This window comes from Microbispora sp. NPDC004025 (assembly GCF_053604425.1).
This window is the reverse complement of sequence record NZ_JBSGHN010000003.1, coordinates 334480-350320: the sequence shown is the minus strand read 5'-3', so window position 1 is coordinate 350320 and position 15841 is coordinate 334480. Positions and strand designations below refer to the sequence as shown.

At 73.0% G+C, this 15841-nt stretch carries 16 protein-coding genes; 3 read left to right on the top strand and 13 right to left on the bottom strand.

Annotated features, from left to right (window positions below):
* Window positions 1–12 precede the first annotated feature (12 nt).
* On the bottom strand, window positions 13–3996 hold the full coding sequence (gene eccCa / locus ACWEQG_RS09755; protein ID WP_452283375.1) for a type VII secretion protein EccCa: 3984 nt from the start codon (window positions 3994–3996) through the stop codon (window positions 13–15).
* Between the two features lie 73 nt (window positions 3997–4069).
* Here eccCa and eccD point away from each other — a divergent pair, with 73 nt between their 5' ends.
* Window positions 4070–5548 (top strand): type VII secretion integral membrane protein EccD, encoded by a 1479-nt coding sequence (eccD, locus tag ACWEQG_RS09750; RefSeq protein WP_452283373.1) that lies wholly within the window; start codon window positions 4070–4072, stop codon window positions 5546–5548.
* A gap of 23 nt (window positions 5549–5571) precedes the next feature.
* Here the strand turns inward: eccD and ACWEQG_RS09745 are convergent, their stop codons facing one another.
* The 6 genes from ACWEQG_RS09745 to ACWEQG_RS09720 all read right to left on the bottom strand — a co-directional run bounded on the left by ACWEQG_RS09745 (window position 5572) and on the right by ACWEQG_RS09720 (window position 9165).
* Window positions 5572–6351: an SGNH/GDSL hydrolase family protein gene (locus ACWEQG_RS09745; protein ID WP_363471523.1), complete on the bottom strand. Its 780-nt coding sequence runs from the start codon at window positions 6349–6351 to the stop codon at window positions 5572–5574.
* Window positions 6338–7051: a PadR family transcriptional regulator gene (locus ACWEQG_RS09740; protein WP_452283371.1), complete on the bottom strand. Its 714-nt coding sequence runs from the start codon at window positions 7049–7051 to the stop codon at window positions 6338–6340. The genes ACWEQG_RS09745 and ACWEQG_RS09740 overlap by 14 nt, the downstream gene beginning before the upstream one ends.
* A gap of 78 nt (window positions 7052–7129) precedes the next feature.
* Window positions 7130–7507 (bottom strand): YbaB/EbfC family nucleoid-associated protein, encoded by a 378-nt coding sequence (locus ACWEQG_RS09735; RefSeq protein WP_452283921.1) that lies wholly within the window; start codon window positions 7505–7507, stop codon window positions 7130–7132.
* A gap of 11 nt (window positions 7508–7518) precedes the next feature.
* Window positions 7519–7908: a YbaB/EbfC family nucleoid-associated protein gene (locus ACWEQG_RS09730; RefSeq protein ID WP_452283369.1), complete on the bottom strand. Its 390-nt coding sequence runs from the start codon at window positions 7906–7908 to the stop codon at window positions 7519–7521.
* Window positions 7905–8768 (bottom strand): hypothetical protein, encoded by an 864-nt coding sequence (locus ACWEQG_RS09725; RefSeq protein ID WP_452283367.1) that lies wholly within the window; start codon window positions 8766–8768, stop codon window positions 7905–7907. The genes ACWEQG_RS09730 and ACWEQG_RS09725 overlap by 4 nt, the downstream gene beginning before the upstream one ends.
* Before the next feature lie 10 nt (window positions 8769–8778).
* Window positions 8779–9165 carry a hypothetical protein gene (locus tag ACWEQG_RS09720; protein WP_452283365.1) on the bottom strand — a complete coding sequence of 129 codons (387 nt, stop codon included), beginning with the start codon at window positions 9163–9165 and terminating at the stop codon, window positions 8779–8781.
* Window positions 9166–9521: 356 nt separating this feature from the next.
* On the opposite strand from ACWEQG_RS09720, the gene ACWEQG_RS09715 reads away from it, so the two are divergent.
* Window positions 9522–9962 carry a YbaB/EbfC family nucleoid-associated protein gene (locus ACWEQG_RS09715; RefSeq protein WP_452283363.1) on the top strand — a complete coding sequence of 147 codons (441 nt, stop codon included), beginning with the start codon at window positions 9522–9524 and terminating at the stop codon, window positions 9960–9962.
* A 37-nt stretch (window positions 9963–9999) separates the two neighbouring features.
* On the opposite strand, the gene ACWEQG_RS09710 is transcribed toward ACWEQG_RS09715, so the two are convergent.
* The 6 genes from ACWEQG_RS09710 to ACWEQG_RS09685 form a co-directional block, all read right to left on the bottom strand.
* Complete coding sequence (locus tag ACWEQG_RS09710) at window positions 10000–11433, bottom strand: WXG100 family type VII secretion target (protein WP_452283361.1); 1434 nt, start codon at window positions 11431–11433, stop codon at window positions 10000–10002.
* Between the two features lie 28 nt (window positions 11434–11461).
* Window positions 11462–11875, bottom strand: a complete 414-nt coding sequence (locus ACWEQG_RS09705) for a hypothetical protein (RefSeq protein WP_363474251.1) — start codon at window positions 11873–11875, stop codon at window positions 11462–11464.
* A gap of 15 nt (window positions 11876–11890) precedes the next feature.
* The gene (locus ACWEQG_RS09700; RefSeq protein WP_452283359.1) at window positions 11891–13318 is read right to left on the bottom strand and encodes a WXG100 family type VII secretion target; all 1428 of its coding nucleotides are present in this window, start codon (window positions 13316–13318) and stop codon (window positions 11891–11893) included.
* A 28-nt stretch (window positions 13319–13346) separates the two neighbouring features.
* Window positions 13347–13709 (bottom strand): hypothetical protein, encoded by a 363-nt coding sequence (locus ACWEQG_RS09695; RefSeq protein WP_452283357.1) that lies wholly within the window; start codon window positions 13707–13709, stop codon window positions 13347–13349.
* Window positions 13710–13787: 78 nt separating this feature from the next.
* Window positions 13788–14090: a WXG100 family type VII secretion target gene (locus tag ACWEQG_RS09690; RefSeq protein WP_363474190.1), complete on the bottom strand. Its 303-nt coding sequence runs from the start codon at window positions 14088–14090 to the stop codon at window positions 13788–13790.
* Between the two features lie 36 nt (window positions 14091–14126).
* Window positions 14127–14477, bottom strand: coding sequence for a WXG100 family type VII secretion target (locus ACWEQG_RS09685; RefSeq protein ID WP_169986094.1), 351 nt, complete (start codon window positions 14475–14477; stop codon window positions 14127–14129).
* A 234-nt stretch (window positions 14478–14711) separates the two neighbouring features.
* On the opposite strand from ACWEQG_RS09685, the gene ACWEQG_RS09680 reads away from it, so the two are divergent.
* A complete protein-coding gene (locus ACWEQG_RS09680) occupies window positions 14712–15839 on the top strand; it encodes a hypothetical protein (protein ID WP_452283355.1) in 1128 nt (375 codons plus the stop codon).
* Window positions 15840–15841 lie beyond the last annotated feature (2 nt).

Sequence of the window (15841 nt, the reverse complement as noted above, 5' to 3'; positions counted from 1 at the left end):
CCTTTCCGCCCGTCACTCGCTGTCCACCGGAGGCAGGAACGCGGTCTGGGCGAGCCGCGCGCCGAACCTCCTGTCGACGTGGTAGCCCCGGCCGGGCGGCAGCGGGTGCGCCCGGACGTTGCCGAACAGGTAGCCCTCGTCCTTGTTGCCGGACAGGATGACGGCGGGGCTGGCCATGTCCTTCAGCTTCTGGATGACCGGGTCGTACATAGCCCGGCCGGCGCCGCCCATCTGACGCGACAACACCAGGTGCAGCCCGATGTCCCGCGCCTGCGGCAACAGGTCCACCAGGGGCAGCAGCGGGTTGGACGAGGTGGCGACCAGGTCGTAGTCGTCCACGACGATGTAGACGTCCGAACCCTGCCACCAGCTCCTCGTCCGCAGCTGCTCGGGGGTGAGGTCGGCCGGCGGAAGCCGCTTGAGCAGGGCCCCGCGCACGTCGTTGACCAGTTCCTGCGCGGCGGTGCTCGACGCCGCGTAGCCGATGCGGTGGGCGGTCGCGGCCGAGTCGAGCAGCGACCTGCGGTAGTCGACGACGATCATCATCGCCTCGTGCGGCTGCCGCCTGGCCACCAGTCCCTCCGCGACGAGCCGCAGCAGGTTCGACTTGCCGCTCTCGGTGTCGCCCAGGACGACGAAGTGCGGGTCGGCGTCGAAGTCGAGCAGCACGGGCGAGAGCGTCGCCTCGTCGATGCCGATGGGGATCTTCGGTCCGCTCTCCTCGGGGCCCGGCAACGAGGCGGCGGGCAGCACCGGCGGCAGCAGCCGGATCGCCGGCGCGGGCGGCCCCTGCCAGGCGTCCCTGACGGCGTGCACCAGCCCGCGGACGCCCGCGGCGAGGTCCTCGGAGCTCTGCACGCCGTCGATCCGCGGCAGCGCGGACAGGAAGTGCAGCCCCTCCTTGGTGAGGCCGCGTCCCGGCACCCCCTCGGGGACCGCCAGCGACGCCTTCCTGTTGACCTCGGACTCGTAGGCGTCGCCGAGCTTGAGCTCGACCCTGGTGCCGAACAGGTCGCGGATGCTCGCCCGGAACTCCGACCACTTGTTTGTGGCCGCGACCACGTGGATGCCGTACCCGAGGCCGCGGGCGGCGATGTCGGTGACGACCGGTTCGAGCGACTCGAACTCCTGCCTGAGCGTCAGCCAGCCGTCCACGACCAGGAACACGTCGCCCCAGCCGTCGCCGTCGCGACCGGACTCGGCCCGCATCCGGCGGTAGGCCGCGACCGACTCGATGCCGTGCTCGGCGAAGTCCGCCTCACGCCGCTCCAGGATCGTGGAGATCTCGGCGACCGTACGACGGACGCGGTCGGCGTCGAGACGGCTCGCGACGCCGCCCACGTGCGGCAGCGCCTCCAGCGAGGCCAGGGAACCGCCGCCGAAGTCGAGACAGTAGAACTGCACCTCGCGAGGGGTGTGCATCAGGGCCATGCTCGTGATCAGGGTCCGCAGCACCGTGCTCTTGCCGCTCTGCGTGCCGCCCGCGACGCCGACGTGGCCCGCGCCTCCCGACAGGTCGAGCCAGTAGGGGTCACGGCGCTGCTCGAACGGCCGGTCGACGATGCCGACGACCGCGTGGAGCATCCCCCGTCCGCCCCAGCCCGCGGTGGTCAGGCCGTGCTCAGGGGTGACGGACAGCGGCGGCAGCAGGTGGGCCAGCGTCGGCGGCTCGGCCAGCGGGGGCAGCCAGATCCGGTGGGCCGGCGGGCCGTGACCGGTGAGCCGGCCGACCACGACGTCGAGCAGGCTGTGCCGCGGGCCGCCGGGCTCCTCGGCGGGCGCCAGCTCCTTGGACGGCTCGGCCACCTCCACCACGGGCGCGAAGGCGGTGCCGTACTCCACCACGTCGCGCATCGGCCGCCCGGCCTCGCCGGCGGCCGACCGTCCGGGGTCGGCGTGGTGGGGACCGGACACGTAGGCGGCCTTGAACCGGGTCATCCCCGTGGTGTCGTACTTCAGGTAGCCGTTGCCCGGCGCGGGCGGCAGCTCGTAGGCGTCGGCGACGCCGAGGACGACCCGGCTCTCCATGGCCGAGAACGTGCGCAGGCCGATCCGGTACGACAGGTGGGTGTCGAGGCCGCGCAGCCGGCCCTCCTCCAGGCGCTGGGAGGCCAGCAGGAGGTGCACGCCGAGGGAGCGGCCGAGCCGCCCGATCATCACGAACAGGTCGATGAACTCCGGCTTGGCGGTGAGCAGCTCGCTGAACTCGTCGATCACGACGAACAGGGTCGGCATCGGCTTGAGGTCCGCGCCCTGCTCCCTGGCCCGCTCGTAGTCGCGCAGCGAGGCGTAGTTGCCCGCGGCGCGCAGCAGCTCCTGGCGGCGCACCATCTCGCCGTGCAGCGCGTCGTGCATGCGGTCGACGAGCGGCAGCTCGTCCTCCAGGTTCGTGATGACCGCCGACACGTGGGACAGGGAGTCCAGGCCGAGGAACGTGGCGCCGCCCTTGAAGTCCACCAGCACGAAGTTGAGGATCTCGGAGGAGTGCGTGATGGCCAGGCCGAGCACCAGGGTGCGCAGCAGCTCGCTCTTGCCGGAGCCGGTCGCGCCGATGACCAGGCCGTGCGGCCCCATGCCGCCCTGCGCGGACTCCTTGATGTCGAGCTCGACGATTCGCCCGTCCGCGCCCAGGCCGATCGGCACCCGCAGCCGGTTGCGGCCCGCGCGGGGCTGCCAGATCACCGCGGGGTCGAGGTGGACGGGGTCGCCCACGCCGAGCAGGTCGGTGAGCGAGGTGTTGACGCCGAGCACGTCCTGCGCCTCGCCCTGGGCCCCGGCGGAGGCGCGCAGCGGCGCGAGCTGCCGGGCCAGCCCCTCCGCCTGGGGATAGCCGAGGCGGTCGGGGTCGCCGAGCCGGTTGCCCGACCGCCTCCCCGCGTGGTCGATCTTGATCATGTGGAAGCCGTCGGGCTGCACGTCCAGCCGGAGCGTGACCGCCTCGGGCACCGGCCCGGTCGAACCGGACAGGTCGATCACCGTCACGCCCTGGATGGCGTCCGAGCCGAGCTGGCTGTCGTGCGGCACGTGCCCGCCGTCCACGATCACCACGTGGTACGGCAGGGCGTCGGCGGAGGCGCCGGGACGGAACCGGGCCCGTTCCCTGAGCTCCTCCCCGACCAGCGTGTCGAGGTGGGCGAGGTTCTCCGCCATGAGCCTGACCTGGCCCGCCGCGTCGGTCTGCTCGGGGTGCAGGGCGTGCGGCAGCCACTTGACCCACTCCCAGTGGGGCATCCACTCCTTGCTCGCGCAGATCATGATCCGCATGTCGTCGGGGGAGTGGAAGACGACGAGCTGCGCGATCACCGCCCGCATCAGCTCGCGCATCGCCGCGGAGTCGCCGGTGAGGTGGATGCGGGCGAAGGAGTGCAGGGCGACCGCCACGGGCAGCCCCGACACCGTGGCGTGCGCCCGGACGAACCGGCGCAGCGCGCCCGCGGACAGCGCGTCCAGGTCCTCCACCGGCTTGGTGTCCGGCGGGACGAGCTGGATGGCCAGCTTCTGCACGCCGGTGCCGAGCCGTACGGTCGCGAAGTCGTCGTCGCGCGGCCTGCGCTCCCACAGGCGCGGCCCCATCGCGATCCACCACAGCGACTCCGGCGGCGGCCCGCTCCACTCCAGCGCCTCCCGCTGCTGCACGGCCGCCCTGCGGACCTTCCTGCGGATCTGCGACAGGTAGCGGAAGTAGTCGCGGCGCAGCCCGTTGAGGCGGTTCCTGCGCTCACCGGCGTTGCGCCCGAGCTGGCCCATGCTCATGCCGACCATGGAGACGGCGAACAGCCCGCTGGCCACGTACATCAGCGGGTTGCCGGTGCCGCCCGCCGTGAACATCAGCGCCATCGCGGCGCCGCCGGCCAGCATCGGCACGTACGTGAGCACGGACATCAGGCCCTGCGGCTGGACCTCGGGAATCTCCGGTGGGGATTCCAGGAGAATCTCACCGCGGGGCGGTTTGGGGCCCGGGCGGCGCTCGGGGCGCGAGACGACGACAATGCTCATCTGACTGACTTTTCTACCAGGTTTGCCGATATTTTCGGGCTGTCAGAGAGATCTTCGGGAGAGGATTCCCGCCGTGTCATCGCCGGCCCCCATTCAGGTTCAGCACGGCCAGATCCAACAGGGTCATGTCCAGCAGGGGCATGCTCAGCAGGGCGCGCTGCCGCAGGCGGCCGCGCCGCTGCCGCCCCTGTGCCACGTCACCGTGGTCGCTCCACGCAGGAAGGCGGACCTCGCGCTGCCGGCCGACATCCCGCTGCCCCACGTCCTGCCCGGGCTGCTGCGGGCGGTCGGCGAGGTGGGCGGTGACGCCGCCGCGGCCCCCGGTTGGGTGCTGCAGCGTCTCGGCGGCCCGCCGCTCGACCTCTCCCAGAGCCTGGGCGCGCTGGGCGTCCTGGACGGGGAGATCCTGTACCTGCGCCCGCGCGACGCGGTGCTGCCGCCCGCTGTGTACGACGACGTGGCCGACGTGGTCGCCACCGGCACCAAGGAGGGCGGCGGCAGGTGGGAGCCGCGGCACACGCGGCTGCTCGGCATGGGCGTGGCGGCCGGGCTGCTCGCGCTCGGCGCCGTCGTCCTCGCGCTCGCGGCGGCCCCGCCGAGGCTGACCGCCGGAGTGGCCGGCGCCGTCGCGGTGCTGCTGCTCGCCGCCGGGACCGTGGTGTCCAGGGCCGTCGGCCAGCCCACCGCCGGCGCCCTCATCGGCTACGCGGCCCTGCCGCACGGCTTCCTCGCCGGGCTGTTCACGCCCGGCGCCTCGGGGGCCGTACTGGTGCTCGGCGCGCCGAACCTGCTGGCCGCGCTGGCGTACACCGCGCTGGTGGCGACCGTCGGGGGCGTGCTGATCGCCGACGGCGTGGCGGGTTTCCTCGGCGTCGCGGTCGCGTCCGTCGCCGGGGCCGCGGGCGCCGCGTGCGTGATGGTGTTCGGGGGACCGGGCGCCGGGGCGGCGGCCGTGGTCGCGACGGTCCTGCTGGCGTTGAGCCCGCTGATCCCCACGCTGTCGTTCCGGATGGCCCGGGTGCCGCTGCCGCCGCTGCCCACAAGCGCCGAGGAACTGCGCAGCGACAACCAGCGGATCGACGGCCCCCTGGTGCTTCAGCGGACCGCGCAGGCCCACCGGTACGCCACCGGCATGGTCATCGCGATCGCGCTCGCCGGCGGCGCGGCCGAGCTGCTGCTCGTCCAGCAGGGCGGCTGGGTCGCCCGCGCGACGGCGGCGACGCTGGCGCTGGCGCTCGCGATGCGGGCGCGGGTCTTCGCGGGGGTCGCCCAGCGGCTGTGGATGGTCCTCGCGGCCGTGGCCGGGGCGGTCGCGCTGGCGTTCGCGCTGGGCACGGGCGCCGACGCGGTCGCCGAGGTGGCCGTGACGATCGGGGTGCTGTGGACGGCCCTGCTCGTGCTCGGCCTCGGCCTCTGGCTGCCCACGGGCAGGCCGTCGCCGTTCTGGGGACGGGCGGCCGACATCCTCGACGCGCTGCTGGTCGTCGCGCTGGTCCCGCTCACGCTGGGCGTGCTCGACCTGTACGCCTGGGTGCGCGGCCTGTCGGGCTGACCCTCAGCACGGGCGTCCTGCGGTCACGCCGTGGGCAGTACGGGCAGCAGCGCGGGGCGTTTGGCGGCACGGCCGTCGCCGGACGACCTGCCGAGGAGGCGCCGCACGAGCCACGGGCCGAGGAACGTGCCCGCCCAGCGCAACTCGGCGCCCACGGCCCGCCATCCGGCCGGATCGACCGGGGGATGCAGGGGCAGCGTCCAGCCGTCGTCGCTGCCGGGCAGGCCGAGGGCGTGGGCCACGGCCGCGGCGATGCGCTCGTGGCCGAGCGGACTCGCGTGGAGCCGGTCGGCGCTCCACAGCCGGGGATCGGTGCAGACGGCGTGCGGCGCCGTCTCGGCGACCACCACGCCGTGGCGGGCCGCCGCCGCCCGGATGCGGTCGTTGAGGTCGAACACCCGCGACCGGAGCGGCCGGGCGATCGGCGCGATCTTCCCGACGTCCGGGAACGTGAGGGTCGCGACGCGGGCGCCGGCGGCCGTGAGACCGGCGAACATCGCCTCCAGGTGCCCGGCCACCTCGGCGGCGTCGAAGCGGGGCCTGATCAGGTCGTTGACGCCCGCGACGACGGTGACCAGATGGGGGCGCAGGGCCAGGGCCGGCGCGAGCTGCCCGGCCCGCACCTCCCCGGCGAGCCGCCCGCGCACCGCGAGGTTGGCGTACGTGACGTCCGGGTCCACCGTCGTGAGCCGCTCGGCGAGCCGGTCGGCCCAGCCGCGCGGGTGGGCGGGGTCGCCGTCGCCGAGCCCTTCGGTCTGGCTGTCGCCGATGGCGACGTAACGCAGGCGCTCACCGTTCGGCATGGGTCACCTCCGGATTGCCGGGGGCCGGTGCGGTCCCCTCTCGTGGCCTGGACGCGGTCCCTGTGCCAGGCATTGCCGCCGCCGCTCCGCCTGGCGCGGCCGGGGTTCCTAGGTCTGGCGCGGCCGGGGTTCCTTGGTCTGGCGCGGCCGTGCTCCTTTCCCGCAGGATCGCCGCGGTCCGCAGGCACCAGTCGCGGTTGCCCTCCTCGAAGGCCAGACCGCGCAGGCAGGTCAGGTACGGCCCCACGCGCCGGCCCGCGCGGAGGAACTCCTCTTCGCCCAGGTCGCCGCGCATCTTCCGCAGGATCCGCCGGAACAGATCGATCTTGGCCTCGGCCGCGGCGGCCCTCTCCTCGACCTGCCGGATCAGCGGCCCGGCGTCGACGTGGTTGGCCGCCTGCACCTTGACGAGCAGGTCGTCGCGGATGAACGACGGCTTCGACACGGCGGCCGCGAATCGCTCCAGCTCGGTGAGCCCGGCGTCGGTGACATGGAAGAGGCGCTTGGCGGGCCGGGTCTCCTGGACCACTCGCCGCCCCGCGACCAGCCCTTCCCGCTCCAGCTTGGCCAGCTCGGCGTACAGCTGCTGGGGCAGGGCGTGCCAGAAGTTCGCCACACCGACGTCGAACGCCTTGGCCAGCTGGTAGCCGCTGAGCTCACCGTCGAGCAGCGCCGCGAGGACGGCGTGCCGCAGGGCCATGGAACCGCTCCCTTCGCTCTCCCATAGTCAAGAATATGACTATTCAAGGAATTGAGCATCAGGGAGGGGTGGCCTCGGTCAGGGCCGGTGAACGCTTTCGGGCGACGCCCGCTCGTCGAAGGCGCGGCGGGCCTCGCCGAGGAGACCGGCCACGTGGGGCAGGCCCGCGGCGTCGAGCCCGCCGCGCAGCATCTCCTCCTTCGCGGCCTCCGCGGCCGCCTCGGCCCGCCGTACGGCCTTCAGGACGGCCTCGGCCAGCGCGCGGCTGTCGAGCCCGCGCAGGCTGAGCGGGTGGATGTGGAGGGCACGCAGCGTGCCGACGGCGTCGACGGTCGCGGTGATCCGGCACCCGTCGGCACTCCCGGCATACTCGCGCGTGCTCCATTCGGCCGCGAGCTCGTCCATCCACGCGGCCGCCGCCGACAGCCGTTCCATGCGGGCGCGGAGCTCACGCATCTCGTCCACGGTCACCCCTCCCGGAGCAGAGCCTGGACGTACGGGGCGAGCGGGTCGCCGGGCGGAGGCTCTTCGCCGGAGCCCGCCGTGAAGTCCGCCATGGCCTTCCCCAGCCGCTCGCCCACCTCGCTCCGCGCGGCGGCGATCGCGCCGAGGATCGCGGCGGACATCGCGAGGTGGTCGAAATCGCGCATCGCACGCGGGTCGACGGTCAGCCCGAGCAGGTGGCCGGCTCCGGAGACCCGGGCCACCACGGCGCCCGTGGCGTCGGTCCCCTCGGCCACCTGCTCGCTCAGCCCGTGGAGCAGGTCGGCGAGCGCGCCGACGCGGCCCTGGACCTCCCGCACCAGCCCGGCGACGTCGCCTTCCCTGCCCTCGTTGAACGCGGCCGTGTTCCTCACCGGGGCTCCTCACTCGCGGGCTGCCAGTAGTCGTGGATGTGCGCGCGGTCCGCCACGGCGGGGGTGAGCGTGAGGTCGCGGCGGCCAAGCGCCGGGTCGCCCTCCTCGAAGAAGGCGGCCCGTACGTCGTTGAGCTTCTGCTCCACCTTGTTGAGGTCGCCCTCGCAGGCCATGTAGATGTCGGCGAACTGCTTGACGAGGTTGCCCAGCGCACTGGCGAACACGCCCACCTGCGATATCAGCGCGACCCGCCCGGCCGGGTGCGCGCTCATCGCCGCCAGCGTGCGGAGGATCGGCGCCGAGGCCGCGTAGAGGCCGAACACCGACAGGTCGTACTCCAGCACCTCCTTGAACTGGTTGTGCATCGCGCCGCTCATCTCGCCGGTGACCCCGTGGAGCTTCTCGTACAGGACCGTGGTGTTGAAGCGGACCCGCCGGCCGAGCAGGTCGGCCGCGTGGCCCTTCCAGTTCGGGCTGACGTCCTGGAAGTAGGAGAACCAGATGTCGGATCTGCCGCTCTCCAGCCGGCTCCCCATCTCCTTCCACAGCTCCCGCCGGTCGTAGAAGAGGAAGGGATTGCCGAGGTTGAGCGTGGCCGCCACGTCCAGGGCGAGGGCCGCGACTCCCAGCCCGGACATGGCCATCGCCGTACGCGTCTGCTGCCGCAGCGGGTTCAGCCCTTTGACCAGGTTGCGGAAGAACCCCGGATCGGTGCGGACGGCGGCGGCTCCGTCGGCCGGCGCCACGTGTACGGCTCGCCGGACGTTGCCGCTCGAGTCCGTGATGTAGAGCTTCTGGGGGCCCGGGGCGGACCGCCCGGGGACGAACAACGTGCCGGGCTCGCCGGGTGGGGTCGACATGCGGATCCTCTCAGGGACGCGTGGTGCGGACGGCCGCCGCGCCGGCCTTCTCCGCGGCCACGTAGTTGTCGGCGGCCCTGACCAGCGTCTCGCCGTCCCTGCGCAGGGCGTCGCCGAGGATGCCGGCCGCGCCCGACCAGGTGTCGGAGACGGTGTTGAACCGGTGGACGAAGGCCAGCCCGACGATGGGGACCCCGGCGAGCGGAGCGAGGTTCCAGCCCTCGAACCGGGGGGTGGCGTCCTTCATCCGCCGGACGCCCTCGGCGGAGCCGCCCACCGTGCCGGCGAACTTCCTGATGAAGCCCGCGGCCACCTCGTAGCCGGGCAGGCCGGACGAGCCACCGGACGAGCCACCGGACGAGCCACCGTCCGGCGCCGGCACCCGCACCGGGACCACGGAAGCCCCTCCCGGCAACTGCCCGCGGATCGAGTCCGGCAGGCACGGACCGGCCGGGCACGCAGGCGTGTGCGGGCAGGGGCTCACCATCGCGGAGACGGTCGAGGCCGGGAGGGCGGACGTCCCGGACGTCCCGGATGGCCCGCTGGAAGAGGATGCGCCGTACGACACGTGATCTTCCCTATCACCGGGCTCCGCGCCCCCGCCATGCGCGGGAGTGACGTTTCCGCAGGTGGAAAGCGGAAATTCGGGGCTTGTTCACTGGCGTGTAACGGCGAGCCCGCAAACCCCGTACGCCCGCCTTTGATGCGTTAGCGTGCCGATGTCCCGGAAATCGCGGCATAAGGGGGGCTCGTATGGCCGGCAGCGCATTCGACGACTTCGACGTGGAGCGGTTCGGCCAGCGTGCCGACGCCAGGATCGCGGCCGTCGAACGGCTCCAGCACACCCTGTCCTCGCTCGTCGGCCGGGCCCGGGACGAGGACGGGCTGGTCGAGGTGGAGTTCACCGGCCGGGGGCTGAGCGAGCTGGAGCTTCACCCCAAGGCGATGCGGCTGAGCTCCGGCGAACTGGCCGAGCGGATCAAGGAGACGGTGCGCGCCGCGTCCGACGACCTGTACCGGCAGATGAACCGGGCCATGGCCGAGGTCCTCGGAGAGGATGGCGACCAGACGAGATTCCTGGACGACCCCGAGGCCGTGCTCGACCAGGTCAGAGAGGCGGAGTCCGCCTTCGACCGCACCGCGGAGGACGTGCTGGGCGAGCTCGACCGGATCAGCCGCAGGCTGAACCTCTGACGGCGGCGCGTCCGTCTTCCCTGGGCCCGGGCCGGCGCTAGCCGATGCGGTCGGGGCTGGTCGTGCTCGTCACCCGCCAGACGTCGGGCTCGGGGTCGTAGATCTCCCGCTCGCGCTCGTCCTGCCCGCCCGTCCCGGCGCCGCCCGCCGGCGCGTAGGGGAGGAAGGACGAGCCCGCGCCGCTCTGCCCGGCCCGGTAGCCGCCCAGGAGGCCGCCGCCCTCTGCGGCGACTCCCGCCCCGTAGCCGGTGCGCGCCCCGCCGTACACGCCGATCACGCCGCCCGGCGGCAGCGTGCCGGTCGGCCCCGCCGTGGGCAGGGGGAGCCGCGGGTCCGGGTAGCCGGTGAGGGCGTTTGGGGTGGTGGTGCCCGCGGGGGGTGTGGCGCCGGGCAGGGGATGGGTGGTCGCCAGATCCGTCGAGCCACCGCCGATCACGGCCGGAGCCGTGCCCGATCCGTCGCCGGAGCCGCCCGGCTGTCCCGTGCCGGGCTGTCCCGCACCCGGTGCGCCGCCGGTGCCGGGGAGGCCGCCCGCGCCGGGGTCGCCCGTGCCGCCGGACCCGTCCGCGCCGCCGCCCCCGGAGCCGGTGCCACCGCTGCCCGTGCCGCCGCCGGAGCCCGAACCGTCCGTGCCCCCGGAACCGCCGCCCGAGTGGCCGCCTCCACCGGATCCCGAGCCGCCGGAGCCGGACCCGGTCGAGCCCGAGCCGGTCGTGCCGTCACCGTACGAGCCGCCGCGCCACACGCCGCCGGAGGTCGTGGTGGGCGCGCCCGTCCCGCCCACGCGGATGCGCGGGGAGTCCTCGAGGTCGATGTGCAGCGGCTCGATGGCGGGCAGCTCGAAGGCCAGCCCCTCGGCGAAGGCGTTGTTCGCCTCCTGGATCTGCTGGTTGAGCTTGCGGAAGTGGGCCCTCGCCGCCTCGTCCCCGGTGAGGTAGGGCGTGGGGCCGGGAGAGGGGGAGGGCGTGGGGAAGGTTCGGGGCGAGGCGGAGGGGGAGGACGTAGGGGAAGGGGTGGGGGAGGGGGTCCCGCTCGTGCCGCCGCCCGCGCCCTGGTCCGAACCGCCCGGGGCGGCCGGGAAGTTCGTCTTCGCGTCGCCGACCACGTCCGCGTACCAGGACATCGCCGCCCCGCTCGCGGTCATGGCGTCGCCGAGCGCGCCCGCCGTGGCGTAGAGCGCGCGGAGGGCGGACTGCACCTGCTCGGCGGCGGGGCCGCGCCAGACGGAGGCCAGTTCCTTGGCGGTCCTGCTCAGGGCCGCCTGGATGCCCATCTCGGACGGCCCGTTGCCGCCGACCTTCCCGCCCACCAGGTCGGCGGCGTCGATGAACGCTTGACCGGCCCGGCGGACCGCGTCGGGACTCGCGGCGTCCAGCTTCTGCTTGATCTGCTCCCGGGAGAGGTTCTCCGGGTCGAGCCCGTCGAGGCTCGCGTACACCTTGATCGGCTCCCAGCCGGCTTCGGCCCCCATCGTGATCTTTCCCCTTGCCCTCGGCGGCTCACGCGCTGCTGCTCTTGTGGCCCTTCTCGTAGTTCACGACGGCTTGCTCCACCGCGCTCACCATCGCCTCGATGCGGTCGATCAGCAGCTGATACTTGCCGCTGAGCACCTCGTGGGCCTGCTCGGCGTTCAACCCGAAATACTTCGCCGCCTCCCACGGTCCGGTCTCCGCGGGGCCGACGTTGGTCAGTCCCTGGACCTCGCCCGCGGTCCCCGGGCCGCTCCAGGTGGCGCTCATGCTGGCGGGGGCGCGTCCGCGCAGCGTGCCGAGCTCGTCCCGCAGCCCCTTGAGGATCTGCCGGACCCGTGTGTGGTCGATGTACACATCGGCCGGACCACCGTCGAGACCCGGCCAGCTCTCCGGCATCCTCAGCTTCGGCGGCGGAGATCCGCCGTCGGGCGCGTAGCTCATTTCGCCTCCCTCGCCTTATGCCTTGTCGATGCGCGCGGACGTGGTCTGCTGGTCGCTGACGAAGAAGTCCTCGTCTTCGAGCAGCCAGGTGGTGCGCTCGCGCTCCTGGCGCTCGCCGCCCCCACTCGCGCCGTGCGGGGCCATCGGGACCATTCCGTTGCCGGCGGCGGCGCGTGACGCCGCCCCGTTGACGCCCACACCCCCGGCGCCGATGCCCGGGCCCGCGCCGGAACCGCCGCCCGCGCCGTAGCCTCCACCGCCGTACCCGGTGCCGGGGCCCGATCCGGCGGCGCCGGTCAGGCCGTTGGGGACGGCGTTCTGCGGGGTGTGGCCGGAAAGGCTGGTGCCGCCGAGCCCGGAGTCGTCCAGCCGCGTGCCGCTCGCACCCGCGCCGGTCGATCCGGGAGCGCCGACGCCGCCGTTCAGCCCAGCGTTCAGCCCAGCGTTCAGGCCGCCGAGCCCGTTGCCCGGGCCTGTGCCGTCCAGTCCCGTGCCGATCCCGCCGCCCGGGCCGCCCGGCCCGTACGGATCGCCCGTGCCGTTCCAGCCGGGGAAGCCGCCGTCGCCGAGGCCGTCCGGGCCGGAGCCCGTGCCGAGGTCGCCGAGCGAGGCGGGGTTCTGCCAGCCCCGCACGTCCGTGGGGACCGATCCGCTCGGGAGGGTCGTTCCCGGACCGGACGTCGGGTCGTACGACGGGGGCGTCATGTCGAACTTCGGCACGTCGGTGTCGAGCGACTCGGGGAAGAGGGCGTTGGCGGCCTGCGTCGCCTGCGAGAGCTTCTTGAGGTGCTCCTCGGCCGCCTTCATGTCCTTCTCCTCCTTCGACTCCCCGAAGAGGTTGAGGAAGGGACCGTCACCGAAGGCCGAGCCGATCGCGCCGGCCAGGCCGCCGACGATGAAGCCGCCCACGCCGCCGATGACCGCGCCGGGGATGGCTCCGACGCCAGCGAAGGGAGAGCCGGCGATGGCGCCGCCGGCCGCGCCGACCGCTCCCGCCTCCACGGCCGCGTCGTACCAGTCGATGTCGCTCTTCGTGGGCTCGGGGACGTTCTCGCCCCGGAACTGGTTGAGGGAACTGGCGTAGACGTCCAGCGCGGGCACCACGCCGCGCGCCGAGGGCGACCCCGACTGCCCCGCCGCGGCGGAGGTGTCCACGATCGCGGTCATCACCGCGACCGTGGAGGCCCTGAGCCGGCGGAGTTGCTCCTTGACCTGCTTGGCGTCCTCACCCGTCGTCCAGTGCTTGTCGAGCGAGTCCAGGTGCCGGTCGAGCGTCTCGACCACGGACTTGAGCTTGTCGTGCACGCCCTTGAACTCGCCCGAGGCCGCCCTGATGAGCTCGGGGTCGGTCTTCTCGAGCGAGGTGCGCAGCGTGTCCAGCATGACGACGCCCGGATCGGACGCGTCGATCGCCGCCCTGATGGGCATCTTCCGCTCCGCCACGGCGCCTCCTCAACCACTCCGCATGCGACTAGACGTCCGCCACACCGACGTGCCGCGCGCCCGCCTGCTCTCCGGCGTCGAGGTTCCTGACCGCCAGTTCCAGGCGTTCGGCGGCGATGCCGAGGGTCGAGGCGATCTCCGCGTAGATGGCGGTGACCGCGACCTCCGCGCTGGTCAGGCTCGAGTGGAACCCCGTGGCGGCCTCCCAGAAGCCGCCGATCGCCTCACGCCGCATGATCAGGCGCTTCACCGCGCCGCCCTCGTGAAAGGCGACCGGTGTCATCGTGCCCTTGGACGCGCCCGGCGCCAGCACCTCGAGGACCTCCTCGAAGTCCTTGCGCGCGTTCCTGAGCGCGGTCCGGCTGACCTGCACGCCACCGTCGCGACCCATGCGTCACCCTCCGTCAACGCCGTGACGGGCACCGGCGAAGGAGCGCCGGCGCCTGCGGCCGTACCGTCGGACGTCCGCTCACTTGCCGTCGAACATGGCCGCGTTGATCCGCTCCACGTCCTGCATGTTCATGTTGGTGATGTTGATGTTCTTCGCCAGCAGCGAGACGATGTCCGCCAGGCCCTTGGCCTCCTGCTGCCAGATCCGCCGGGTCTGGTCGTAGGCGTCCTTGGCGCTGCCCTGCCAGATCGCGGTCTTGGTGTTGAGCTTGTTCTCCAGGTTCTCCAGCTCGGTGACCAGCCGGTTGAAGGCGTTCTGGAACTCGGTCTCGCCTGAGTCGAGACCACTGAAGTTGACCTTGGTGATGTCGAAGTCCACCATCGCGCTCTCCGTCCGTTCCTGGTGGTCGTCTCGGGCTCAGCGGCTGTACGAGGCGGGCGGGGCCTGGTTGATGAGCGCCTCGATCTTGTTGATCTCGGCGGTCGCCTGCGCGTTGAACTCGGCGTAGTTCTTGTTGTTCGCCCGGATGCTCTCCGCGAGGGTCTGCAGGCTGCCCAGGATGACGTCCATGCGCTCGTGCCACAGCAGGTGCACCTTGTTGAACGCGTGGTGCGACTCGCCCTGCCAGTGGGTCCTGAGGTTCTCGCCGGCGCTGTCCAGGTAACGCTGGATGCCGCGGATGTTCTCGGCCGCGTCGCCGATCCAGGTGATCGCCTCGTCCAGGTCGTGCCGGCTGACTTGAGCCTGGCTTGCGCCAGAGTGCGACATGGCCACCTCCACTGATCCTGTCAATTACCCCCGACCAGGAGGGTCGGGTGGTCGACCCAAAAGTCACAGTAATGGATCAGTGGACGCCTTGCCGGGACTGTCCGAGATTAAGATTCTGTCACGTCTCTTGTGGTTTTGTCAGACAGCCGGTTAGGGGATTTGTACGTTTTGCGAGCTTTGAGGTGACTCGCGCCGTATTTAGGTGAAACCGAAATCAATCGGCCGGAGGATGTTGTGACGGATACGAGCGGGGGCGCGACGAATCCTTTCGCCGGCCTCGCGACCCCCATGGGATCGGGCGGCGCGGTGGACCCGCGTCTGACGGACCCCGAGTTCAAGATGGACTACGGCGAGGTCGCGAAGTTCGGCAACGACGTGGCCGGCCGGGGGCAGGTCCTGGCGGACACGAGCGGCCGGATCAAGAAGATCCACCTTCCGCCGCTGACCTTCGGTGTGATCGGCGGCGCCCTGAACGGCGTGCACAGCCAGGTGCGGAACCAGGCGGCCGACGCCGTGGCGAAGGGCAAGGACGTCCTGGAGTCCTGGAAGGCGGCCCTCGACCAGGCGGTCAAGAACGCCAAGGAAGCCGAGAAGCAGAGCTCGGGCGGCACCGGGAAGGACGGCCTGGACGGCCTGAAGGGCGGTCCGAAGGGGGCCGGGTTCGACCCCAAGAGCCTCGGGCTCGGCGGCGGCGGCCTCCCGAAGGGCGCATCCGGCCTCGGCGACGGCTGGAAGCCGCCCAAGGACATGCCGGGCGCCGACCTCGACACCGGCCTGAAGCATCCGGACCTGCCCGGCACGGGCGACCTGCCCGGTTCCGGCGGGAACGGCGGCCTGCCCGGCGCCGGCGACCCGAACGGCAGCGGCCTCGACCCCGACGGCAGTGGCCTCGGGAAGGACGGCCTCGGCCGTACGAGCCTCGACGGGCTCGGCCAGAACGGGGCGAACCCGCTGGAGACGCCCAAGCTGAACGCCCCGGGCGACACCTCCCTCTCGGGGCACAACCCGAACCCGCCGTCCGTGCCGACGCTGCCGACGACGCCGGCGACCCCCGGCCTCGGCCCGACGGGCTACGGCCCGGGCGACTACCCCGCGGGGGCGCGGACCGGCACCGGCGGCTACGGCGCGGGCTACGGCCCGGCGGTGTACGGCCCGGGCGGGGGCCTGGGCGCCGGGGGCGCCGGGCGTCCCGGTGCCATGGCCGGCGGGATACCCGCCATGCCGTACGCGCCGATGGGGGGCGCGGGGAGCGGCGACCAGGACAAGGAACGTGAGCGGGGCGTCGCGGTGCCGGAGGACGAGAGCACCTGGTTCGGCGACGAGGACGTGGCGCCTCCCGTCCTCGGGATGCAGGAGGACTAGGC